At 63.4% G+C, this 21547-nt stretch carries 21 protein-coding genes and 1 other RNA gene; 12 read left to right on the top strand and 10 right to left on the bottom strand.

Annotated elements, in window-relative coordinates:
• The first annotated feature begins 131 nt into the window (after window positions 1-131).
• Window positions 132-929 (top strand): metallophosphoesterase, encoded by a 798-nt coding sequence (locus N6L26_RS00810; RefSeq protein WP_263606169.1) that lies wholly within the window; start codon window positions 132-134, stop codon window positions 927-929.
• Here N6L26_RS00810 and N6L26_RS00805 read toward each other — a convergent pair.
• On the bottom strand, window positions 926-1369 hold the full coding sequence (locus tag N6L26_RS00805) for a hypothetical protein (protein ID WP_263606168.1): 444 nt from the start codon (window positions 1367-1369) through the stop codon (window positions 926-928). The two genes, N6L26_RS00810 and N6L26_RS00805, sit on opposite strands and share 4 nt — an antisense overlap.
• A 113-nt stretch (window positions 1370-1482) precedes the next feature.
• Window positions 1483-1897: RNase P RNA component class A (gene rnpB, locus N6L26_RS00800), an RNA gene on the bottom strand.
• A gap of 195 nt (window positions 1898-2092) precedes the next feature.
• Between rnpB and N6L26_RS00795 the strand changes: the two genes are divergently transcribed.
• Both N6L26_RS00795 and N6L26_RS00790 read left to right on the top strand, forming a co-directional pair.
• Complete coding sequence (locus N6L26_RS00795) at window positions 2093-4132, top strand: putative bifunctional diguanylate cyclase/phosphodiesterase (RefSeq protein WP_263606167.1); 2040 nt, start codon at window positions 2093-2095, stop codon at window positions 4130-4132.
• Window positions 4133-4147: 15 nt separating this feature from the next.
• Window positions 4148-4594: a BLUF domain-containing protein gene (locus tag N6L26_RS00790; RefSeq protein WP_263606166.1), complete on the top strand. Its 447-nt coding sequence runs from the start codon at window positions 4148-4150 to the stop codon at window positions 4592-4594.
• A gap of 21 nt (window positions 4595-4615) precedes the next feature.
• Here N6L26_RS00790 and N6L26_RS00785 read toward each other — a convergent pair whose 3' ends face one another.
• From N6L26_RS00785 to N6L26_RS00775, 3 genes are all read right to left on the bottom strand, one after another.
• The gene (locus tag N6L26_RS00785; RefSeq protein ID WP_263607319.1) at window positions 4616-5266 is read right to left on the bottom strand and encodes an N-acetylmuramoyl-L-alanine amidase; all 651 of its coding nucleotides are present in this window, start codon (window positions 5264-5266) and stop codon (window positions 4616-4618) included.
• A 95-nt stretch (window positions 5267-5361) separates the two neighbouring features.
• Window positions 5362-6021 carry a histidine phosphotransferase family protein gene (locus N6L26_RS00780; protein ID WP_263606165.1) on the bottom strand — a complete coding sequence of 220 codons (660 nt, stop codon included), beginning with the start codon at window positions 6019-6021 and terminating at the stop codon, window positions 5362-5364.
• A 34-nt stretch (window positions 6022-6055) separates the two neighbouring features.
• On the bottom strand, window positions 6056-6451 hold the full coding sequence (locus N6L26_RS00775; protein ID WP_263606164.1) for a M67 family metallopeptidase: 396 nt from the start codon (window positions 6449-6451) through the stop codon (window positions 6056-6058).
• Between the two features lie 16 nt (window positions 6452-6467).
• Here N6L26_RS00775 and N6L26_RS00770 point away from each other — a divergent pair, with 16 nt between their 5' ends.
• Together N6L26_RS00770 and rpoH are read left to right on the top strand one after the other, a co-directional pair.
• Entirely contained in the window at window positions 6468-7412 is a 945-nt protein-coding gene (locus tag N6L26_RS00770; protein ID WP_263606163.1) for an RluA family pseudouridine synthase, read from the top strand.
• 122 nt (window positions 7413-7534) lie between these two features.
• Window positions 7535-8440 carry an RNA polymerase sigma factor RpoH gene (gene rpoH, locus N6L26_RS00765; RefSeq protein WP_253518675.1) on the top strand — a complete coding sequence of 302 codons (906 nt, stop codon included), beginning with the start codon at window positions 7535-7537 and terminating at the stop codon, window positions 8438-8440.
• Window positions 8441-8510: 70 nt separating this feature from the next.
• Here the strand turns inward: rpoH and N6L26_RS00760 are convergent, their stop codons facing one another.
• On the bottom strand, window positions 8511-9845 hold the full coding sequence (locus N6L26_RS00760; protein WP_263606162.1) for an amidohydrolase: 1335 nt from the start codon (window positions 9843-9845) through the stop codon (window positions 8511-8513).
• Window positions 9846-9952: 107 nt separating this feature from the next.
• On the opposite strand from N6L26_RS00760, the gene mtgA reads away from it, so the two are divergent.
• From mtgA to N6L26_RS00735, 5 genes are all read left to right on the top strand, one after another.
• Window positions 9953-10621: a monofunctional biosynthetic peptidoglycan transglycosylase gene (gene mtgA, locus N6L26_RS00755; protein ID WP_263606161.1), complete on the top strand. Its 669-nt coding sequence runs from the start codon at window positions 9953-9955 to the stop codon at window positions 10619-10621.
• 5 nt (window positions 10622-10626) lie between these two features.
• Window positions 10627-11538, top strand: a complete 912-nt coding sequence (locus N6L26_RS00750) for a cation diffusion facilitator family transporter (protein WP_263606160.1) — start codon at window positions 10627-10629, stop codon at window positions 11536-11538.
• Window positions 11538-12107: a sigma-70 family RNA polymerase sigma factor gene (locus N6L26_RS00745; RefSeq protein ID WP_263606159.1), complete on the top strand. Its 570-nt coding sequence runs from the start codon at window positions 11538-11540 to the stop codon at window positions 12105-12107. The genes N6L26_RS00750 and N6L26_RS00745 overlap by 1 nt, the downstream gene beginning before the upstream one ends.
• Window positions 12104-12823, top strand: coding sequence for an anti-sigma factor domain-containing protein (locus N6L26_RS00740; RefSeq protein WP_263606158.1), 720 nt, complete (start codon window positions 12104-12106; stop codon window positions 12821-12823). The genes N6L26_RS00745 and N6L26_RS00740 overlap by 4 nt, the downstream gene beginning before the upstream one ends.
• 94 nt (window positions 12824-12917) lie before the next feature.
• Window positions 12918-13499: a fasciclin domain-containing protein gene (locus N6L26_RS00735; RefSeq protein WP_263606157.1), complete on the top strand. Its 582-nt coding sequence runs from the start codon at window positions 12918-12920 to the stop codon at window positions 13497-13499.
• A gap of 115 nt (window positions 13500-13614) precedes the next feature.
• On the opposite strand, the gene N6L26_RS00730 is transcribed toward N6L26_RS00735, so the two are convergent.
• The 3 genes from N6L26_RS00730 to N6L26_RS00720 form a co-directional block, all read right to left on the bottom strand.
• Entirely contained in the window at window positions 13615-13857 is a 243-nt protein-coding gene (locus tag N6L26_RS00730; RefSeq protein WP_263606156.1) for a phosphotyrosine protein phosphatase, read from the bottom strand.
• An 82-nt stretch (window positions 13858-13939) separates the two neighbouring features.
• The gene (gene clpX, locus N6L26_RS00725; protein WP_263606155.1) at window positions 13940-15205 is read right to left on the bottom strand and encodes an ATP-dependent Clp protease ATP-binding subunit ClpX; all 1266 of its coding nucleotides are present in this window, start codon (window positions 15203-15205) and stop codon (window positions 13940-13942) included.
• 188 nt (window positions 15206-15393) lie between these two features.
• Window positions 15394-16089: an ATP-dependent Clp protease proteolytic subunit gene (locus tag N6L26_RS00720; protein WP_253518732.1), complete on the bottom strand. Its 696-nt coding sequence runs from the start codon at window positions 16087-16089 to the stop codon at window positions 15394-15396.
• 267 nt (window positions 16090-16356) lie between these two features.
• On the opposite strand from N6L26_RS00720, the gene N6L26_RS00715 reads away from it, so the two are divergent.
• The gene (locus tag N6L26_RS00715) at window positions 16357-18453 is read left to right on the top strand and encodes a TonB-dependent receptor plug domain-containing protein (protein WP_263606154.1); all 2097 of its coding nucleotides are present in this window, start codon (window positions 16357-16359) and stop codon (window positions 18451-18453) included.
• Window positions 18454-18507: 54 nt separating this feature from the next.
• Window positions 18508-19863, top strand: a complete 1356-nt coding sequence (locus N6L26_RS00710) for a cation:proton antiporter (protein ID WP_263606153.1) — start codon at window positions 18508-18510, stop codon at window positions 19861-19863.
• 71 nt (window positions 19864-19934) lie between these two features.
• On the opposite strand, the gene tig is transcribed toward N6L26_RS00710, so the two are convergent.
• Window positions 19935-21512, bottom strand: a complete 1578-nt coding sequence (tig, locus tag N6L26_RS00705) for a trigger factor (RefSeq protein WP_263606152.1) — start codon at window positions 21510-21512, stop codon at window positions 19935-19937.
• Window positions 21513-21547 lie beyond the last annotated feature (35 nt).

The raw sequence follows: 21547 nt of genomic DNA, 5'->3' as shown, positions 1-21547 counted from the left end.
CGCAGCAAAAGCTGTGCTTTTCTCGCAACTGCAACAATATCGGCGCAAGCGCATTTGTTGCTCCCGCCGCAGCTTGCGCCTATCTGGTCGGCTTCCAACCAGAACCAGGCTCGAAGTCGCACCATTCTGACATGCTGAAACTCGCAAAACTGTTCAAGGGCGTGTCGGCCAAGCCCCTCCCGAGAGTTCCGGAGGGCGAGCGCTTCTACGTCATCGGCGATATCCACGGCCGCTGCGACCTCTTCGACGAACTGATCCTCGCGATAGAAAACGACGATATAAAGGCCGCCGATGCGCGCAGTACGGTGGTCATGCTGGGTGATCTCATCGATCGCGGTCCCGAAAGCGCGCGCGTGATCGAAACCGCCCGCCAATGGGGCGACCACCGCGAGGTTCGTTATATCGCCGGAAATCACGAGGAAATGTTCCTCGAGAGCTTCGAAGACAAGGAAATGCTCCGGCATTTCCTCAAGCATGGCGGGCGCGAAACCGTGCTGAGCTACGGCATCAAGAAAAAGCGCTTCAACGAACTGACGATGAAGGATCTGCAGGTCGAGCTTCACGACCTAGTGCCTAAGAAGCACCGCAAGTTCCTCGCGGAGATGGAGGATATCATCGTGGCGGGCGACTATGTGTTCGTCCATGCTGGGATCAATCCCAAGCACAGCCTCGATAAGCAGAAGCAGTCGGACCTGCGCTGGATTCGCGAGCAATTCCTCAAACATCGCGAGCCGTTCAGCCACGTCGTGGTGCATGGGCACACGATCTTCGAGGACATCAAGCACACCGATTACCGGATCGGGATCGATACCGGCGCCTTTCGAACCGGCAAGCTGACCGCCCTGGTCCTCGAAGGCGACCAGCGCCGGCTGATCCAGACACAGGACATCGATGGTACGATCGCTGTCACGCACAACGAATTCGCTTAGCGACAGGTTTCAACCATTGGCGCGGCTTCATGCGCGCGCCGTTCCCGTTCCGAAAGACGGCATCCTGCCTTGAAGGAGTTCCACGCGTGCCGATCGATCATCCCGAAGGTCTGGAAAATCCCGTCGCCAAGTGGACCATCGTCGCCACGATGGTCGCGCTGGTCCTGCTGATCGGAATTTCGATCTGGGCGGCGTTCTCGATCCGGCTCGATACCTTTGCCCGGATCGACGAGGGCACCAACCGCATCCATATCCGCGGCACGGAAACCAAGTTCGTCGGCTATGCGACGGCCCGCTATGCCGGACGCGATGTGCTGATCGAAGGATTGCCCACCATCGAACAATTGCAGGAGCTGCCGCTGGCGTGGCGCGCGCTCTGCGTGGTGCGGGACGATCCGCAGACCGATTGGACCACGGCCGATCCGATGTTGAAAGTGCATTTGCATTCCGACGCGATGAACGAGGCGTGCCGCCCATTCGAAGGGCTCGAAGTCGATGGGCAGCTGGTCCCCGAAGAGACCCCCACGCCCTCGCTATTGCCCGCGGTCGAAGATTTGCCAGGGGGCCTGTAAGCCGGGTTCTGTCCCGCACGCGGTATCCCGAGGGACCGGCCGTGCGGCGGCAGCCATTCCTCTAGGCTTCGGATTGCTCAGAAGCTCAAGCAGCCAACCCGGGCGGTCGATGCGAAACGCACCTGCCTGCTTGCGCGGACGCGCCGCCCCTATTCGGCCTTGCTCCGGGTGGGGTTTGCCGTGCGGGCCGCGTTGCCGAAGCCCCGGTGCGCTCTTACCGCACCCTTTCACCCTTACCTGAGCCTGCAAGCAGGCCATCGGCGGTTTGCTCTCTGTGGCACTTTCCCTCGACCGATCTCCGAAGAAACCGACCGGGCGGGCGTTACCCGCCACCCTTGTTTCGTGGAGCCCGGACTTTCCTCGTACCTTGCGGCACGCGGCTGCCCGGCCCCCTGGCGGCATGGCAGATAGGGCAAAGGGGACGTTTCGCCAAGCCAAAGTACATGCGCGCCCGCCAAGGCCCGGTCCGTCTTTCCTCACCGCTTAAGCGCGGCCATTAGGCTTGAAGTCCCGCACTTGGAGCAATCGTTAACCTTTGCCGACTAGGCGGCCTTCGGCCTGCAATCGATGCGGGCGGTCGCGTGAGGTTTCATGCTGATAATCAGCTGCATAATTTACGATCATAATCTCTGGTTCGTGCTGATGGCGGCGCTGATGTGCATCGCCGGGGCGATGGTGTCGGCAACGCTGTTCCGTCGGACTTTGTCGGAGAAAGGGATCGCGCGGGTCCACTGGTGCTTCCTGTCCGCCGTGACCGCGGGGGCTGCCACCTGGGCGACGCATTTCATCGCCATGCTCGGCTATCAGCCGAATGCGCCGGTCACACTCGACGGGGTGCTGACCGTCATCTCCGCCCTGATCGCGGTCGCGGGAATCGGTACCGGACTCGCGCTGGCTTCTGCGAGATTCTCCCGGTTCGCACCGATCTTCGGCGGGTCGATCATCGGCCTCGCGATGGGCGCCATGCATTATGTCGGCATGTTCGCCTATCGCGTGGACGGGATCGTGCAATGGGACTGGCGGTATGTGATCGCTTCGCTGTTTATCGCCATGGCCTGCTCGTCTCTGGCGATCCGCCTGCTACGCGACGGGTCAGGCATCTATCGCGTATGGCAAGCCGGCGCACTGCTGACGCTGGCGATCCTCGGGATTCATTTCTGCGGAATGGCCGCCTTCTCGGTCTCCGCCATGGCGGGCTATTCGCAAGGCGCGGATAGCGAAGCCTTCGCCCCAATGGCCGCCGCAATCGGCATGGTTGCGCTGCTCATCGTCGGGACGGGAGTCTCGACCTATCTCGTCGAGCGCAAGACCAGTTCGGATGGCGAGAGCCGGATCGCGCATATCGCCATGCACGATGCGCTGACCAATCTCGCGAATCGGCACCAGTTTACCGAAGCCCTGCGGCTGGAATGCGACAAGATCGCGCTGTTCGGGCGGCCCTTCGCGCTGATGATGGTCGATCTCGACCGCTTCAAGCCGATCAACGATACGCTCGGCCACCCGATCGGCGATGTGGTTCTCAAGCGTCTGGCACACCGACTCACTCTGGCGGTGCGCGAGGGTGACATGGTCGCGCGCATCGGCGGCGACGAATTTGCCATCATCTGTTTCGGCATCGGCGAGCATCTCCGCGCCACGGCAATCGCCGAGCGGGTGGTGGAGGTCCTGTCGCGCCCCATGATCATTGACGGCAATGTCGTCGAACTCAGCGGCAGCGTCGGCGTGGCGCTGGCGCCCGACCACGGGACCACCCCCGACGTGCTGGTCCAGCACGCCGATATCGCGCTGTATTCGGCCAAGCATGATGGGAAGCAGACGCATCGGGTGTTCGAACCGACACTGATGGAGATCATCCAGCGTCGCCGGTCCCTTGAAGCCGCCCTGCGCCGGGCGTGCATGCGCGATGAGTTCACGATCGTTTACCAGCCGGTATTTGCTTCGCGCAGCGGCGTGGTCACGGGCGCAGAAGCGCTGCTGCGGTGGACCTGTCCCGAACACGGCGAAATTTCGCCGACCGAATTCATCCCGATTGCCGAGGAGTTGGGGCTGGTATCGCGCATCGGCTCCGATGTCCTGCACCAGGCGTGCAAGGATGCAGCATCATGGCCCGCCCATATCGATCTGGCGGTGAATGTGTCGCCCGTGCAATTGCTCGATCCGCGGCTGCCCCAGACCGTGGCGCAAGCGCTGGCGGATTCCGGTCTTGCCCCGCACCGCCTCGAACTCGAGATTACCGAAACCGCCCTGCTCAATAACGATCAAGCGGCGCTGCGCACGCTCACGCATATCCGCGACCTGGGCGTGCGTATCTCGCTCGATGATTTCGGGACCGGATATTCGTCGCTGAGCTATCTGCACCGCTTCCCGATCAGCCGGATCAAGATCGACAAGAGCTTCGTCCAGAAACTGCCCGACGATGTGGGCAGCGCGTCGATCGTGCGGGCGATCGCGCAATTGGGCGCCAGCTTGAACATGAAGATCACCGCCGAGGGGATCGAAACCGATTCGCAATTGTCGTTCATCCGCGATCATGGATGCGACGAGGTACAGGGCTTCCTGACCGGGCGCCCGATACCGCCCGCGGCGTTCCTTGCCTTTGCTGGCACGCAAACCGATCTGGCCGAAGTCTAGGCCCGGGAGACAACCATGCCCATTAGCAGGCTCCTATACACCAGCCGCTCCTGTCTCGTACCCGCCGAACTGACGGTCGAACAACAGGCCAGCAACATTGCAGCGCGTGCGGCCATCCGGAACAAGGAAGTCGGCATCACCGGGGTGCTGGTCTTCGTCGAGGACCATTTTATCCAGCTGATCGAGGGCGAAGGCCCTGTCGTCGAGGACGTGTTCGAGCGCATCTGCTGCGATTTCGATCACGCACAGGTGCGGCTGGTCGATCTCGTTGGCGTGAAGGACCGCATGTTCGACCGCTGGCATATGGCCGAATTGTCCGGCAGCGAGAACGCGGGATCCCCGCTCGACGAGGAATTGCAGCACATCCGCTTCCTGATGGGCGTGAATGCGCGCGTTGCGGTCGAAAAGATGCACGAATGCCTGCTCGAATGCGAGGCCAATGGGCTGCTCTCACCCGCCTGACCGGGCGGCGGAATCGCCGGATTACCGGGCGTTCCCCCGGTCTCGATCCAGCAGGAGCTGGAACAGGATCGCGCGCACTTCGCCGTCGATTGTCCCGTCGATCTTCTCCGGCCGCCAACGGCGCTGGAAGGCTTCGACCGCCTTGCGCCCATCGGTGATATCGTAACCGAAGCGCTCGAGCGCGAGGTAGAACGACGCGTCATTGTCGAACGGATCGCCCCGTTCGAGCTTCTTCGGGCGCGGCAGGCACAGGCCGTATTCGGCCAGCCGATCCCATGGAAACAATTCGCCCGGATCGATCTTGCGCGCCGGGGCGACATCCGAATGGCCGACCACATTGGTGCGCGGGATATCGTATTCCTTCACGATCCGCGCGACCAGCGGCACCAGCGCTTCGAACTGCGCATCGTTGAACTCGCGATAGCCATATTTATGGCCCGGATGGTCGAGCTCGATCCCGATGCTGGCGGAATTCACATCCTTGTGCCCGCGCCAGTAGGACTGGCCCGCATGCCAGGCGCGCTTTTCCTCGGGGACCAGCCGGACGACCTCGCCCTTCTCGCCGATCAGGTAATGCGCCGAAACCTTGGCTTCGGGATCGCACAGCCGTTCGATGGCGAAGCCCTTGTCCTCCATCTCGGTGTAATGGATCACCAGCATGTCGATCGGCATGGTGCGTTCGTCGTGATTGGGCGAAAGTACTTCGCGGTCGACGAGTTCGTCCTTGCTGGCGGGGAGCCCCTGGCCCAGCTTGCCGAAATCGGAGCTCACCCGATCAGCCCTTCGCCCGCAGGCAGGACCGCGCCGAGCACCAGCGCATCGGGGCCCTTGTGATATTGCAGCCCGCCCCCGCTTTCGGTGGCGAGCAGATTGATCATATGCGCGGCCGCCGTGCGGCTGGTCAGGTCGGCGCGGTCGAGCGAGCCATCGAGCGCCTTGCCGATGGTCTCGTCGAAAGCGATCTTGGGTCCGATTGCGCGGACCACGATCTCGCACGCGCCATCGCGCATTTCGGCACCGATATCGAGCGTCCCGCCACGCACCAGCGCATCGATCGCGATCTGCGCGAAATTGAGCAGCACCTTGACTGCGGGCTTGCCCAGCGTGGGTTCGGCCAGCCCCCATTCGATCGTGACATTGGGCTTGTCCGCGATCAGCGCTTCGATCAGCGCCTTGGGCTCAGCAATCTCGACGCGCTCGCCAAAGCCCCCCGCAGCCCCGAAGGCGAGGCGAAAGAACTTCAGCTTGTTGGTGCTGATCAGCGCGCTCTGCTCGAGCAACTGCATCACATTGGCACGCATTTCGGGATCGGATTCCATTGCCAGCAGCTCGAGGCCGTTGGACAGCGCTCCGACGGGACTGAGCAGGTCATGGCACAAGCGCGAGCACAGCATCGCGGCAAGATCGATCGATTGGCGGTCGTCCATTGAGATTCCGAGTGGTGAATATTCGATTACGGTCTTAGCGAGGGGCAAGCTCATAGGGAAGCTTCTCGAACCCTGCATCCCCCGAACGCCACAAGGCGATTCGCCCTGCCGCGATTATCGCCCAGATCGCCCCGTCGCCCGCCGCGAGCGAGCGATCGGTGGCCGAGGGCTCGGCCACTCCATTGGGGTGCGAATGGTAATATCCCAGCACCTGCGGCCCGCCCTCGCGGGCCTGGCGATAGACATCGACCAGAGCCTGGGGGTCGATCTCGAACCGGCGTGCGGGGTCGGGGTGGACATTGCGCGCGCGCCGGATCGCGGTGATCGCGTCGCCGCCGCCCAGCAGGATGCCGCAGCATTCCTGCGGATGCGCGGAACGCGCCTCGACCAGGAGATGTTCGACGACATCGCTTGAGACTTGGACCGGCATCGCGCATGGCCCTAGCATGGCCGATGCCGACATCATCACCGGAAAGCTGACCAGCAGCGGCCGCCTCGACAAGGCACTGGCCGAGGCGACCGAATTGTCGCGTGAACGGATCAAGGGCCTGATTGCCGAAGGTGCCGTGACCGTGGGCAAGACCGTGGCGCGCAGCGCATCGGCGAAGGTCCAAGGCGAGGAACGCTTTGCCATCGTCCTGCCCCCGCCCGAAGCGCTGGCCGCAAAGCCGCAGGATATCCCGCTCGATGTCGTGTTCGAGGATGCGCACCTCGTGGTCGTGAACAAGCCGGCGGGCATGGTCGTCCACCCGGCAGCGGGCAATCCGGACGGTACGCTGGTCAATGCGCTGCTGCATCACTGCGCGGGGCAGCTGTCGGGCATCAACGGCGTCGCGCGGCCGGGGATCGTCCACCGCATCGACAAGGACACCTCGGGCCTGCTGGTCGTCGCCAAGTCGGATGCGGCGCATGAAGGTCTGGCGCGGCAGTTCGCCGACCATTCGATCACCCGCCGGTATCTGGCGCTGTGCGCCGGGCACCCAAACCCGCCCGCGGGCACGATTTCAGGCCGCCTCGGCCGCTCGGACCGCGACCGCAAGAAGATGGCGGTGCTGCCCGACGATACGTCCCGCGGCAAGCACGCAGTCACCCATTACGAGACCCTCCGCACCCTGCCCCATGCATCATTGATCGAGTGCCGTCTCGAAACCGGACGCACGCACCAGGTCCGCGTTCACTGTGCGTCAATCGGCCATGCGCTATTGGGGGACCCTGTCTATGGACGCACCCCAAGGGCCCTCAGACCCCTGCTCGAAGAGCTCGGTTTCGCGCGCCAGGCATTGCATGCTGCACGGCTGGGATTCAAACATCCTATCAGCGGCGAAAGCTTGGATTTCTGCGCCGAACCGCCCTCCGATATGCGGGAACTGATCGACCAAACCGCACGTTGAAATCGATGAAAGGCGTGTGCAATCTGGGCTGCGTCCGCTATAGGTAACCTTAGTGGCCCGACGGTCGGATGCCCATCAGGGGTCCGCCACACGAGGTCGACGCTAGAAAGGTCAGGGTACAAGTGAGCAATACCAAAACTTTGAGCGTTCCGGCGCTCGGCGGTGAGCAGAGCCTCAACCGCTATCTTTCCGAAATCAAGAAATTCCCCGTGCTGACGCAAGAGCAGGAATATATGCTCGCCAAGCGCTACGAGGAACATGACGATACCGAAGCTGCCGCGCAGCTCGTCACCTCGCACCTGCGCTTGGTGTCCAAGATCGCCATGGGTTACCGCGGCTACGGCCTGCCGGTGTCCGACCTCATTTCCGAAGGCAATGTCGGCCTGATGCAGGGCGTCAAGAAGTTCGAGGCCGATCGCGGCTTCCGTCTGGCGACCTATGCGATGTGGTGGATCAAGGCGAGCATCCAGGAATATATCCTGCGCTCGTGGAGCTTGGTGAAAATGGGCACCACCGCCGCGCAGAAGAAGCTGTTTTTCAACCTGCGCCGGATGAAGAAGAACCTCGACGCTTACGAGGACACCGATCTTCACCCCGACGATGTGACGAAGATCGCCACCGATCTCGGCGTGCCCGAGCAGGAGGTGGTCAACATGAACCGTCGCATGCTGATGGGCGGCGATGGCTCGCTCAACGTGCCGATGCGCAATGGCGAAGAGGGTTCGGGCGAATGGATGGACTGGCTCAAGGACGATGGTCCGCTGCAGGACGAGCTGGTCGCCGACGCGCAGGAATCCGAAGTGCGCCACGACATGCTGGTCGAGGCGATGGACAGCCTCAACGAGCGTGAGAAGCACATCCTCACCGAACGCCGCCTGACGGAAAACCCGCAGACGCTCGAGGAACTGAGCCAGGTTTACGACGTCAGCCGCGAACGCATCCGCCAGATCGAAGTGCGCGCGTTCGAAAAGGTGCAAAAGGCGATGAAGACCATCGCCGGTGACCGGCTGCTGGCCGGCGTGGCGTAAGCCAGCCCGAGCGAACACGAAAAAGGCCGCCGATACCTTTGGGTGTCGGCGGCCTTTTCGTATCTTGGACCTAACCGGCGGGTGCCAGGTCCAGCACCGCTGCCACCATCGCCTCGGTCCCCAACGTCACGCTCTCGCGCGGCGCGATCTTGAACAGCGGCGAGTGATGCGACGGGACCGGCGGTCCGCCGTTTGCGGCCGCGTCGAAGGCCGCCTGCGGGGTGCCGCCAACCGCAAAGTAATAGCCGGGGACACCATATTCCTCGGCGACGAAATAGGCGAAATCCTCTGCCCCCATGCCGCGCTGCTCGAACGGGATGAACACATCCTCGCCAAGGTCGCGCTGCATCACTGCGTTCAACCGCCGCGCCAGCGCGGGATCGTTATTGGTCACCGGCGTCCCCTCCGACACGCGCACCTGCACGGGCATGTCGTCGGGCAGGCCATGCGCAGCGCCGATATTGACTGCGATCCGCTCGATCGCGGCAAGCAGCTGCGCCCGCGTGTCCTCGTCATTGGCGCGCACGGTCAGTTGCAGATCGGCGCGGTCCGAAATGATGTTGTGCTTGGTGCCCGAGTGGAAGGCGCCGACCGTGATCACGGCGGGCGACAGCGGCTCGACTTCGCGGCTGACGACCGACTGCATGGCAGTGACGATCTGCGAGGCGATATAGACCGGGTCGCGGCCCGCGTGGGGGCTGGCCCCGTGCGCGCCGATGCCGGGCACCATGATGTCGACCGAATCCGCGCTCGAATACTGGATGCTTTCCGAAGCCGAGATCTTGCCCGCAGGCAGGATCGAGGCGACATGGAACGCCAAGGCGTAATCGGGCGTGCCGAAGCGGTCGTACAGCCCGTCCTCCAGCATTGCCGCAGCGCCGCCGACGCGCTCCTCGGCCGGCTGCACGACGAACATCAGCGTACCCGACCATTGGTCTTTCGTCGCCATCAGCCGCCGCGCGGTGCCGACCATCGAGGTGATATGCACATCGTGGCCGCAGGCATGCATGACCGGGTATTCCTCGCCATCCTGTCCGACCTGCGTCGCCGTCGACGCGTAGTCGAGACCGGTCTTCTCGGGCAGCGGCAACCCGTCCATATCCGCACGCAGCAGGATCAGTGGCCCGTCGCCATTGCGCACCATGCCTACCACGCCGGTTCCGCCAACGCCTTCGGTCACCTCGAGACCAGCGGCGCGCAATTCCGCCGCCATCCGCGCGGCGGTTGCGGTTTCGAGGAAGGACAGTTCGGGATTGGTGTGAAAGTGAAGGAACAGGTCTTCGAGGTGGCTGTCGTAATCAGCCGCCACGGCCTGCTTCACCGCCGCGGGATCCGCCGCTGCGGGCGTCGCGCCCCATGTCAGTGCCACCGCCGAAGCGGCCAGTCCGAAAATTGCCTTGCGCATGAAATGTCCCCCGGGCCCCCGTGGCCGCATTGCGAAATAAGCATGCGCCGCCACGCACCGCAAGCAGGCAGTTTGCCTTGCCCCGCCCCCGCGGCTAGATGCGCTGCATGCGCTGGCTGGTCCGTTTCCTGTTCAAGACATTGATCGGCTTCGTGGGCCTCAGCCTCGCGCTCGTCCTGCTGTTCAAATTCGTGCCCGTGCCGGTCACCGCCACCATGCTGCTCAACGGCAATGGCATCACCAAGGACTGGACCGCGCTATCCAATATCGACCGCAACATGGTGCGCGCGACAATCGCTGCGGAGGACGGCAAGTTCTGCACCCATGACGGGTTCGACCGCGAGGCGATCGAGAACGCGATCGCCAGCAATGCGCGCGGCGGACGGATTCGCGGCGGCTCGACCATCAGCCAGCAGACCGCCAAGAACGTCTTCCTGTGGCAGGGCGGCGGCTATGTCCGCAAAGGCTTCGAAGCGTGGTTCACGGTGCTGATCGAACAGATCTGGGGCAAGCGGCGGATCATGGAAGTCTATCTCAACGTCGCCGAAACCGGCATCGGCACTTATGGCGTAGAGGCAGGCGCGCGCCGCTATTTCGGTAAATCCGCCGCCTCGCTCACCCCGCTCGAAGCCGCCCGGATGGCCGCCGCATTGCCGCTCCCCAAGGAACGCTCGGTCGTCAACCCCCGCGGCTGGCTGGCGCGCCACGGCAACACGATATCCGCACGGATCGGGTCGGTATCCCGTGACGGGCTCGATTCCTGCGTCTATCGGTAGGGTCGATGGGAGCGGGTCACAGCCATTCGCATGATCACGGGCATGGGCACAGCCATGCGCCCGCCGATTTCGGCAATGCCTTCCTTATCGGTATCGTCCTCAACACCGCCTTCGTGGTGATCGAAGCCGTCTACGGCTGGATTTCCGGCTCGATGGCGCTGATCGCCGATGCGGGACACAATCTTTCCGATGTCCTCGCGCTGCTGCTCGCATGGGGGGCAAGCGTCGCCGCCAAGCGGCCCGCGTCGGAGCGGTTCACTTATGGCTACAAAAGCTCGACCATCCTCGCCGCGCTGGCCAATGCCGGGCTGCTGCTGGTGGCGATCGGCGCGATCCTGTTCGAAACGCTCCACCGGATTGCCGAACCCGCCCCGGTCGCGGGCGAGACCATGGTGGTGGTCGCCGGGATCGGCATCGCCATCAATGCCGGCACTGCCGCGCTGTTCATGCGCGGGCAGCACGATATCAACATCCGTGGCGCGTTCCTGCACATGGCAGCCGATGCGCTGGTCAGTCTGGGCGTGGTGATCGCGGGTGTGGCGATCATCATGACGGGTGAGCGCTGGATCGACCCGGCGGTCAGCCTCGGCATCGTGCTGGTGATAGCCTGGGGCACCTGGGGCCTGCTGAAAGACAGCGTGGCCATGAGCATGCTTGGCGTGCCCAAGGGCATTTCGGAGGGCAAGGTGCGCACCTATCTTGCCAGCCTGCCCGGGGTCGAAGCGGTACACGATCTGCATATCTGGCCGATGAGCACGACCGAGACCGCGCTGACCGCGCATCTGGTGATGCCCGCAGGCCATCCAGGCGATCCGTTCCTGCGCAAACTGGCGGATGAACTGGAGCATCACCACCGCATCGGCCACCCGACCATCCAGATCGAAACCACCCGCGCGAATTGCGCAGGCGGCTGCTGATGCAACCGGCGAGCCAGGAAGCCCGTGATCGGCTCAAGGCCGCCATGCGCCGGCTCGCCAGCGGCGACCGCGCGGCGCTGGAGGACATCTACCGCGCGACCTCGGCGAAACTATTGGGCATCTGCTACCGTATCTTGGGGGACGAAAAGGAAGCCGAGGACGCATTGCAGGACGTCTATCTTACCCTCTGGCGGCGCGCGGATCGCTACGATCCCGACCGCGCCAGCCCGATTGCCTGGCTGGCGACATTCGCGCGCAACCGCGCGATCGATCGCCTGCGCACGGGCAAGGTGCGCCGGGGTTCGGTATCCGAGGACGAGGCGGCACCATTGGCGGACGAGACCCCGCTTGCCGAAACCATGCTGATCGACGCCGAACGCGAAGCCCGCGTGCATGGCTGCCTCGACACGCTCGACGAGACCCCGCGCGATGCCATCCGGACGGCATTCTTCGAAGGTCGTACCTATGCCGAGCTGGCCGACCGCATGGACGTGCCGCTGGGGACGATGAAAAGCTGGATCCGCCGCGGCCTCGCCAAGCTCAAGGCCTGTATGGAGGCGGGTGAATGACCGGCGACCAGACCCTCGCCGCCGAATATGCGCTCGGCCTGCTCGAAGGCGAAGAGCTGCTCGCGGCGCGTGCGCGCGTTGGCAGTGATGCCCGGTTCGCTGCCGAAGTCGATGTCTGGCAGGACCGCCTCGCTCCGCTGGCCGATCACATCCCCCCGCGCCTGCCGCGCGCGGAAGTGTGGCAGCGGATCGAAGCCGAACTGTCCCGCGATAGCGGCAGCGCCGAAGTGGTCTCGCTGCGCCGCAGCCTGCGCCGCTGGCAGTGGGCAGGCGGGCTGAGCGCGGCCGCCGCCGTCTTGCTGGCCTTTCTCGCATTACCCCAGCTGACCGGACCCGGCGATACGCTGCCCGATATTGCGCAGGGCCCGGTCGCCGCCGGTCCGCCGCTGGCCGCCAACATGCCCATCGCGGGAACGCCGCTGCGCCTCGACTTTACCTATCTCCCCGCCGAAGACAGCCTGCTGGTCGGCGCAATCGGGCTGACCGCCGACGGGGTCCACGATCACGAAATCTGGTTCGTTCCGCCCGAAGGAGAGCTCGTTTCGCTGGGTATCGTGACACCCGGCAAAGTGGTTGCGCACAATGTGCCCGATGCAGTCGCGCAGGCCTTGCACGACGGCTCGCAGCTGGTGCTCACCCGCGAGCCATTGGGCGGCAAGCCCGCCGATGCCGGGGCGGGTCCGGTGGTGGCCGAGGCCCGTTTCACCACGATCTGAGAAAAATTGGGCGGCTGTGTGCATCCGGCATGCGGCGGCTTGCGTAACTCAGCGCACAGGCAGGACGGGGCCTGGCGCATAAGGAGAGTTACACATGTCGATTTCTAGGCCGATTTCCAGCAAGCTCAAGGCCGCAGCCTTCGCATCGATTGCCGCCATGGGCAGTTTCGCCCTCATGGCCGGTACCCCCGCAGTTGCCGACCATCACGCCAAGGCGGCCGAGACCAGCCAGCCGAACATTGTCGAGACCGCGATGGGCACGGGCGTTCACGGCACGCTGGTCGCGGCGGTCAAGGCCGCCGACCTCGTCGATACGCTGTCTGCCCCTGGCCCCTATACGGTCTTCGCCCCGACCGACGACGCTTTTGCCGCGCTGCCGACGGGTACGGTGGACACGCTGCTGAGGCCCGAGAACAAGGGCCAGCTGACCTCCATCCTGACCTATCACGTGGTCGCAGGACGGGTTTCGGCCGCAGCGCTGACGCAGGCGATCCGCAGCGCGGGCGGAAGTTATGAATTCACGACCGTCGCCGGCGAGACGCTGAGCGCGCGCTTCGACGGGCACACCATCGTGGTCACCGACGGCGCGGGCCGCGAAACCAAGGTGGTGCAGGCCGATGTCGACACCGCCAATGGCGTGATCCACGTGACCGACGGCGTTTTCCTGCCCGGCTAACCCATCCCCACGGGTGCCGATCGGGTCACTTCCATCTCCGCCCGGCACTCCACTGTCCCCGTCCGGCGCTCAGCAGAGGCCGGGCGGGGTTTTTTATGGCGAGTACCAAGCCGCCTTAGCCGACAAACCGCGCCACCTTGCGTTCGAGCAAGTCGACCAGCTGGGGGTCCATGAACCGATAGCGATCGGGTATCCCGAGGCAGACGATCGGTGTCGAACCCAGCAACGCCCTGAACTGCCGCCGGATGGCGGTCCGGTGCCTGTCTTCCATCACGAAGACCCGATCCGCCCACCGCACCAACTCGTCATCGAGCGGCGTGTCGGCTTCGGATGCAATTCCGGCAGAAAGGACATCCACGCCCTTCCTGCCGGAAAAAAATGCTCTGCTGTCGGACTTCGCCAGCGGTTCTTTCCGCAGGCGGACAGGAAGCGCTGCCTGGTCAGGCGGCTTCTTCCTCGTCCTTCTTGCCGCCATGAACCTGGATCGGCTCTTTCTTGCCTTCGACCACGTCCTTGTCGATCACGATCTCGGTCACCCCGTCCATGTCGGGCAGGTCGAACATCGTGTCGAGCAGGATACCTTCGACGATCGAACGCAATCCGCGGGCGCCGGTCTTGCGCTTGATCGCGCGTTCGGCGATCGCGCGCAGCGCTTCGTCGGTAAAGGTCAGCTCGACATCCTCGAGCTCGAACAGCTTGTGATACTGCTTGGCGATCGCGTTCTTCGGTTCCTGCAGGATCGTCACCAGCGCGTCGACATCGAGGTCGTGCAGCGTGGCGATGACCGGCAGGCGGCCGACGAATTCGGGTATCAGGCCAAACTTGAGCAGATCTTCCGGTTCGCTCTTCTCGAGCAGTTCACCCACCCGGCGCTTGTCCGGATCGGCGACATGCGCGCCGAAGCCGATCGAGCGCTTCTGCAGGCGATCGCCGATGATCTTGTCGAGCCCGGCGAAGGCACCGCCGCAGATAAACAGGATATTGGTCGTGTCCACCTGCAGGAATTCCTGCTGCGGATGCTTGCGCCCGCCCTGCGGCGGGACCGAAGCGGTAGTGCCTTCCATCAGCTTGAGCAGCGCCTGCTGGACGCCCTCGCCCGATACGTCGCGCGTGATCGAGGGGTTTTCCGCCTTGCGCGTGATCTTGTCGATCTCGTCGATATAGACGATGCCGTGCTGCGCCTTCTCGACGTTGTAGTCGGACGACTGGAGCAGCTTGAGGATGATGTTTTCCACGTCCTCGCCCACGTAACCGGCTTCGGTCAGAGTGGTCGCATCGGCCATAGTGAAAGGCACGTCGAAAGTGCGCGCCAGCGTCTGTGCCAGCAGCGTCTTGCCCGATCCCGTCGGACCGACGAGCAGGATGTTCGACTTGGCCAGTTCGACATCGCCGGCCTTCGCGCCATGCTTCAACCGCTTGTAGTGGTTGTGCACCGCGACCGAGAGGACGCGCTTGGCGCGCTCTTGCCCGATCACATAATCGGCGAGCGTGGCGCAGATTTCGGCCGGCGTGGGAACATCGCCTTCCTTCTTGCCGGCCAGTCCTGCCTTGGTTTCTTCGCGAATGATGTCGTTACACAGTTCGACACATTCGTCGCAGATGAACACGGTCGGGCCCGCGATGAGCTTCCTCACCTCGTGCTGCGACTTGCCGCAAAAGCTGCAATACAGGGTCGATTTGCTGTCGGTTCCGCTCAACTTGGTCATATCCTAACGTCTTTCCCGCGTCCCCATCAGTAGGCTCCAGACTGTAGGGGCCATGGGTTATGGGTCAATATCCCAGGTATCACACACCCCTTGCCACAGTCTGAAGCGGCAGGGTTGCCCAATTCCTACGACATTCTTGCAACAGTCCCGCGCGGGCACACTACCCGCGCGGGAATCTGGGTGCCGTCCTATTCGGGCGCGCCGCCCGAACCTTCGGCATCGCCGTTTTCGGATTCGGGACGGGTTTCGAATACCTTGTCGACGATACCGAACTTCATCGCCTCATCGGCTTCGAGGAAGGTATCGCGATCCATCGCCTTCTCGATATCGTCGAGGCTCTGGCCGGTGTATTTCACATAAAGGTCGTTCATGCGCTTCTTGATGCGCAGGATCTCGCGGGCCTGGATCTCGATATCCGAGGCCATGCCGCGTGCTCCGCCCGAAGGCTGGTGGACCATGATCCGCGCATTGGGCAGCGCGATCCGCATGCCCGGTTCGCCCGCCGCAAGCAGGAACGAACCCATGCTGGCAGCCTGGCCCATGCACACCGTCGACACGCGCGGCTTGATATACTGCATCGTGTCGTGAATCGCCATGCCGGCAGTCACCACGCCGCCCGGCGAGTTGATGTACATGCTGATCGGCTTCGACGGGTTCTCGCTTTCAAGGAACAGCAGCTGCGCGGTGATGAGCGAAGCCATGCCGTCTTCGACCTGGCCGGTCACGAACACGATACGTTCGCGCAGCAGGCGGCTGAAGATGTCGAAGCTGCGTTCGCCGCGGCTGGTCTGTTCGACCACCACGGGCACGAGCGCACCGGTTACGGGATCGGTGGTGAACTGGCCCTGCGCGCCGTGGGCGTTGCTGCCGAACAGGTCGATCATGAATAGTCCTTTTGTCGGGTCGATTGGCCGCCTATGTCGCCATGCATCCCGGGATGTTCAAGGGCCTTAACCCTCGAAAGCCGCGGATATGTCAGATGCGGCCAAGATCGGGTCACTTTCTCGGCCCATATAGAGAGACATACAGCACAGGTTGCTGCCCCGAATCCGTTTGTCGGACGTGGAACGACATCGGTCGAGGCGTCGTTGGCCCTTTCGCCTACACTCGTAGACGAACGCTCAACGAGATGGCGGGGAGGCTATTAAACCATGACTTTACGTTCGTTGACGCTGGCGGCGTTTACCCTTGCACTGGCTACTGCAGCCCACGCCCCGGCCCATGCGCAAGGCAGCGACGATGTGGCGGACACCGCTACCGCGGCCACCGCGCCAACTACGGGCGCGCAGGTGTTCGAGCCGGTCTATTTCGACCAGTTCGCACCGCGCAATGCGCTCGACATGGTCGATCGCATCCCCGGCTTCTCGATCAGCGGCGGTAACGACCAGGGCCAGCGCGGGCTTGGCCAGGCGACGCAGAACGTGATCGTCAATGGCGAGCGCCTGTCGAGCAAGTCCGAAAGCGTGCGCGACCAGCTGCGCCGCATACCCGCCCCCGATGTGGTGCGGATCGAGATCCTCGACGGCAATGCCACCAGCATTCCGGGGCTGACCGGACAGGTTGCCAACGTCGTCTATACAAGCGACGGCGCCTCCGGACAGTTTGAATGGACCACCGGTTTCCGCCCGTACAACACCGCGGCGCAGCTTTATGGCGGCGAAATCTCGGTAGTCGGCAGCAGCGGCGCGCTCGATTACACGGTCTCGCTGTCGAACGAGAACAACCGGTTCGGCGCCGATGGGCCGGTCACCATTACCGACCGCGACGGCGCCCTACTCGAACTGCAGGACACCAAGTTTTCGGGCCGGTTCGACAATCCCAAGCTTTCGACCGCCTTTTCCTACGATTTCGGCGGCGGCGTACTGGCCAATCTCAACCTCAGCTACGGCGTCGACTATTATTCCCGTCAGGAACCCGAGACCGGTACGCGCGCATCGGGCGAGACCCGCACCCGAGAATCGCGGACCGATGAAGACGGCCCCTTCTACGAGCTGGGCGGTGACATCCAGTTTCCCTTCGGCCCCGGCTTGCTCAAGCTGATCGGCCTCGAGCGGTTCGAGCGCGAGAACTACTCCTCAATGCTGATCGACAGGTTCTCCGACGGGAGCCCGTCGCGGGGTTCGCGTTTCCAGCAGACCAACGGCGAAGGCGAGCGCATCGGCCGCTTTGAATATGACTGGCGGTTGTGGAAGGCCGACTGGCAGCTATCGGGCGAGGCCGCCTTCAACCGGCTCGACCGGCGGTCGAGGCTATTCGAACTGGAAGCCGGCGACGAATTCGTCGAGCGCGCCTTCCCGCAAGGCACCGGCGGGGTCACCGAAGATCGCTATGAAGCCAGCCTCAGCGTCTCGCGTTCCCTGTCACCTACGCTGTCGGTCCAGCTGATCGGGGCGATGGAATTTTCGACCATTGAGCAGACCGGCTTTGCCGCCAATTCGCGCAGCTTCAAGCGACCCAAAGGTTCGTTCGCCGCGACCTGGAAACCGCGCGCCGATTTCGACGTCTCGGTCACTCTGGCAAAACGCGTCAGCCAGTTGTCTTTCGGCGATTTCCTCGCTTCGGTATCGCTCAACAACGATAATCAGAACGGCGGCAATAACGAGCTCGTTCCCTACCAGAGCTACAATGTCGAGATCGAAGCCAACAAGACCTTCGGTCCGTGGGGCTCGATCAAGCTGGAAGCGCGCAAGGCGTGGTTCGAAGATTTCATCGACTGGTTCCCGCTGCCCAATGGTGGCGAGGCGCGCGGCAATATCGGCGATGCGGACCGGCTCCATTTGCAGGCCAATGCGACGCTCAATCTCGATCCGATCGGATTTCGCGGGGCACGGCTCGATGTCGAGGTGATCAAGCGGTTCATGAATGTCACCGATCCTTTCACTGGTCTGGAGCGGCCGTTCTCCTACGATCAGGAGGGCGCATTCGAGATCGATTTTCGCCACGATGTCCCCGGCAGTGCCTGGGCCTGGGGTGCCAGTCTCGATCACGATGACCCGGCCCCCTATGCGCGGCGATACGAAGAGGGCCGCGAATGGGAAGGCCCTGTGTGGGGCGGGCTGTTTATCGAGCACAAGGATGTATTCGGCCTCACGGTTCAGGCCCGGGCGAGCAATCTGCTGGGTGCGCGCAATTACTTCCGCCGCACGGTCTACGAAGGCGAGCGGCCCGATGGCGAGATTCGCTTCGGGGAGTATCAGGACCGCCGCATCGGCCCGATCTTCCGTCTGACTGTCAGCGGAGATTTCTAGGTCCCGCGGACCCCTCCCCCGTTCCGCGCGTTAGGCGGAACAAGGGAGATCATCTTGGAATTCGATCCGCGTATCGTGATGTTCGTCGTTTTCGGCGCCGGGCTGACGCTGGCGGTCACGCTCGAACGGTGGTTGGCGCGCTACTGGCTGTCGCTGCCGATCCTTTATATCGCGGTCGGGTTCGCGGTGTGGTCGCTGCCGCTGGGGCTCCCGCATTTCAACCCGACGGTCGACGGGTTCGATGCGATCACGCTGGAATATGCCACCGAGTTCATTGTCATCGCTTCGCTGATGGCAGCCGGGATCGCGATCGACCGGCCGGTCAGCTGGGTCAACTGGCGCCAGATCTGGCCGCTGTTGGTGATCGCCATGCCGCTGACGATCGGCGCGGTTGCGCTGCTCGGCTGGTGGGGCCTGGGACTGGCCCCCGCCAGCGCGATCCTGCTGGGCGCAGCTCTGGCCCCGACCGATCCGGTGTTGGCGCGCAGCGTGCAGGTCGGCCCGCCAGGCGAGGACCAGCGGCACGATGTCCGTTTCAGCCTGACGGTGGAAGCCGGGCTCAATGATGGCTTCGCCTTCCCTTTTACCTATCTGGCGATCGCCGCAGTCGGGATGACCGCGCTGGGTGGCTGGACGCTTGAATGGGCCGCGCTCGATCTCGGCTGGCGGATCGTGATGGGCTGCGCGGTCGGCTGGGCCGTCGGCCGCATTGGCTCGTGGTATGTCTTCGAACGCGAAGCCGATTCCCCGATGGAGGAGATCGACGAAGCCAGCGAGAGCACCGCCCAGCCCAGCTATTCGACCAGCGAAGGGCTGATCGTGCTCGGCACGCTGCTGCTCGCCTATGGACTGGCCGAGCTGGTCGAAGGCTACGGCTTCCTCGCGGTGTTTGTCGGCGCGGTGACCGCGCGCCAGCGCGAGAACCGCAGCCGCTATCACAAGATCAGCCACCACTTCATCGACCAGATCGAGCAGATCGTGCTGGTCGCGGTCCTGTTTGGCTTTGGAGCGATGCTGGCAAGCGGCGTGCTGTCCGCGCTGACCTGGCCCGCTGCGCTGGTCGGAATTGCGCTGATCTTCATCATCCGCCCGATTGCGGGCCTGCTGGCGGAGCTGAACTGCGATCTCCCAATGGTCGGCAAGCTGGCGGTGGCGTTCCTCGGGGTGCGCGGGATGGGCTCGATCTATTATCTCGCCTATGGTCAGAACCACGCCGATTTCGCCCAGATCGAACTGCTATGGGCCACGGTCAGCTTTGCGATCCTGCTATCGATCGTGGTTCATGGCGTCGTCTCAGGCCCGCTTATCCGCCATGTCGAGAACCGCCGCGCGCATGTCCATGCCGGGCAGGATACCAGCATGGAAGCGCTATCTCCCGAAGCAGCAACGACCGCAAACAAACGCGAGTAGCATCGTCATCCAAACGACAAGGAGCGGCGAACCGTAGTCCGCCGCCCCTCGCGTAACCCGTTGGTGCGGGGTTATTTCTTTGCAGCAGCCTTCTTGGCCGGGGCCTTCTTGGCAGCCGGCTTCTTGGCAGCGGGCTTCTTCGCCGGAGCCTTGTCGTCGTCCTTGGCGGCAGCAGCCTTCTTCGGCGCGGCTTTCTTGGCAGGCGCTTTCTTGGCGGCGGGCTTGTCGTCCGCGTCCTTGGTAGCGTCCTTCTTGGCCGGAGCCTTCTTCGCCGCAGCCTTCTTGGCCGGGGCCTTCTTCTTCGGCTTCTCTTCGGTGGTCTCTTCCGCTTCGATCGCGGCTTCGAGTTCCTCGCGGGTCACTTCCCGGTCGGTGATCTCGGCCTTGTCGAACAGGAAGTCGACGACCTTATCCTCATAGAGCGGCGCGCGCAGCTGGGCGGCGGCCATCGGCTCGGACTGGACGTACTGGACGAAGCGTTCGCGGTCTTCGGCGCGATATTGCTGCGCTGCCTGCTGGATGAGCATGTTCATCTCATTGGCATTGACCTCGACGCCGTTCTTCTGGCCGATTTCCGACAGCAGCAGGCCGAGACGCACGCGGCGTTCGGCGATCTTGCGGTAATCGTCCTTCTCGTCGTCCATTTCCTTGAGCATCGCTTCGGCATCGTCCGACTGCGCGGCTTCCTGCTGGAGCTGGGCCCAGATCTGTTCGAATTCGGCTTCGACCATGCCTTGCGGCACGGCGAAATCGTGACCGGCAGCCAGCGTGTCGAGCAGCTGGCGCTTCATCTGCGTGCGGGTGAGGCCGGCAGTTTCCTGCTCGAGCTGGCCGCGCAGCAGTTCCTTGAGCTTGGCAAGATCCTCGAGACCGAGGTTCTTGGCGAACTCGTCGTCGATCGCAGTGTCGGTCGGGACCTTGACCTGCTGGACCGTGACGTCGAATTCCGCCTCCTTGCCTTTCAGGTTTTCAGCCGGGTAATCTTCGGGGAACGTCACCGTGATGGTCTTTTCATCGCCGGTTTTCGCACCGGTGAGCTGTTCTTCGAAGCCGGGGATGAACTGGCCCGAGCCGATCACCAGCGGGGTGTTCTCGGCCTTGCCGCCTTCGAACTCGGTTCCGTCGACGCGGCCAACGAAATCGATGATCAGCTGGTCGCCGTCGCCTGCCTTCTTGGTCTTGGCGGCGTCCTTATAGCTCTTGTTGTTCGATGCGATCCGCTCCACCGCTTCCATGACCTGCTCGTCGGTCACCGGAACGGTTAGGCGTTCGAGCGCGAGGCCCTCGACTTCGGGAGCATCGATCTCGGGAAGGATTTCGACTTCGACGCTGAGCGAGGCATCCTTGCCTTCCTCGTAGCCTTCTTCGATCTCGACCTTCGGCTGCATCGCGGGGCGAAGCTTGTTGTCGGCCATCACCTTGTCGACCGATTCGCGGATCATGTCGTTGACCATCTGCGCGTGCAGCTGTTCGCCGTGCATCTTGCGCACCAAGTTCGCCGGCACCTTGCCCGGTCGGAAGCCGGGCATCTTCACCTGCGGGGCGATCTTCTTGACTTCGCTGTTGACGCGCTCGTCGATTTCCTTCGCAGGAATGGTGACGGTGTAGGCGCGCTTGAGGCCCTCGTTGGCGGTCTCTTTGATCTGCATGGGTTGAAACTCGTGACTTTCCAAAAGCGACTATG

It is taken from the genome of Qipengyuania sp. SS22, from assembly GCF_025736935.1.
Classification (GTDB): Bacteria; Pseudomonadota; Alphaproteobacteria; order Sphingomonadales; family Sphingomonadaceae; genus Qipengyuania.
The sequence above is the reverse complement of the archived record's forward strand: the minus strand, read 5'-3'. Positions and strand labels throughout refer to the sequence as shown.

Excerpts from the sequence above, each read along its gene's own strand:
- tig (WP_263606152.1), bottom strand. The coding sequence starts at position 21,512 with ATGCAGATCAAAGAGACCGCCAACGAGGGCCTCAAGCGCGCCTACACC.
- N6L26_RS00805 (WP_263606168.1), bottom strand. The coding sequence starts at position 1,369 with ATGCACTTTCAACATCGGATCGGCCGTGGTCCAATCGGTCTGCGGATC.
- N6L26_RS00775 (WP_263606164.1), bottom strand. The coding sequence starts at position 6,451 with ATGCCGGTCCAAGTCTCAAGCGATGTCGTCGAACATCTCCTGGTCGAG.
- N6L26_RS00740 (WP_263606158.1), top strand. The coding sequence starts at position 12,104 with ATGACCGGCGACCAGACCCTCGCCGCCGAATATGCGCTCGGCCTGCTC.
- N6L26_RS00780 (WP_263606165.1), bottom strand. The coding sequence starts at position 6,021 with ATGGACGACCGCCAATCGATCGATCTTGCCGCGATGCTGTGCTCGCGC.
- N6L26_RS00720 (WP_253518732.1), bottom strand. The coding sequence starts at position 16,089 with ATGATCGACCTGTTCGGCAGCAACGCCCACGGCGCGCAGGGCCAGTTC.
- clpX (WP_263606155.1), bottom strand. The coding sequence starts at position 15,205 with ATGACCAAGTTGAGCGGAACCGACAGCAAATCGACCCTGTATTGCAGC.
- N6L26_RS00715 (WP_263606154.1), top strand. The coding sequence starts at position 16,357 with ATGACTTTACGTTCGTTGACGCTGGCGGCGTTTACCCTTGCACTGGCT.
- N6L26_RS00735 (WP_263606157.1), top strand. The coding sequence starts at position 12,918 with ATGTCGATTTCTAGGCCGATTTCCAGCAAGCTCAAGGCCGCAGCCTTC.
- N6L26_RS00810 (WP_263606169.1), top strand. The coding sequence starts at position 132 with ATGCTGAAACTCGCAAAACTGTTCAAGGGCGTGTCGGCCAAGCCCCTC.
- N6L26_RS00785 (WP_263607319.1), bottom strand. The coding sequence starts at position 5,266 with ATGCCGATCGACATGCTGGTGATCCATTACACCGAGATGGAGGACAAG.
- N6L26_RS00750 (WP_263606160.1), top strand. The coding sequence starts at position 10,627 with ATGGGAGCGGGTCACAGCCATTCGCATGATCACGGGCATGGGCACAGC.
- N6L26_RS00790 (WP_263606166.1), top strand. The coding sequence starts at position 4,148 with ATGCCCATTAGCAGGCTCCTATACACCAGCCGCTCCTGTCTCGTACCC.
- mtgA (WP_263606161.1), top strand. The coding sequence starts at position 9,953 with ATGCGCTGGCTGGTCCGTTTCCTGTTCAAGACATTGATCGGCTTCGTG.
- N6L26_RS00770 (WP_263606163.1), top strand. The coding sequence starts at position 6,468 with ATGGCCGATGCCGACATCATCACCGGAAAGCTGACCAGCAGCGGCCGC.
- N6L26_RS00795 (WP_263606167.1), top strand. The coding sequence starts at position 2,093 with ATGCTGATAATCAGCTGCATAATTTACGATCATAATCTCTGGTTCGTG.
- N6L26_RS00745 (WP_263606159.1), top strand. The coding sequence starts at position 11,538 with ATGCAACCGGCGAGCCAGGAAGCCCGTGATCGGCTCAAGGCCGCCATG.
- N6L26_RS00760 (WP_263606162.1), bottom strand. The coding sequence starts at position 9,845 with ATGCGCAAGGCAATTTTCGGACTGGCCGCTTCGGCGGTGGCACTGACA.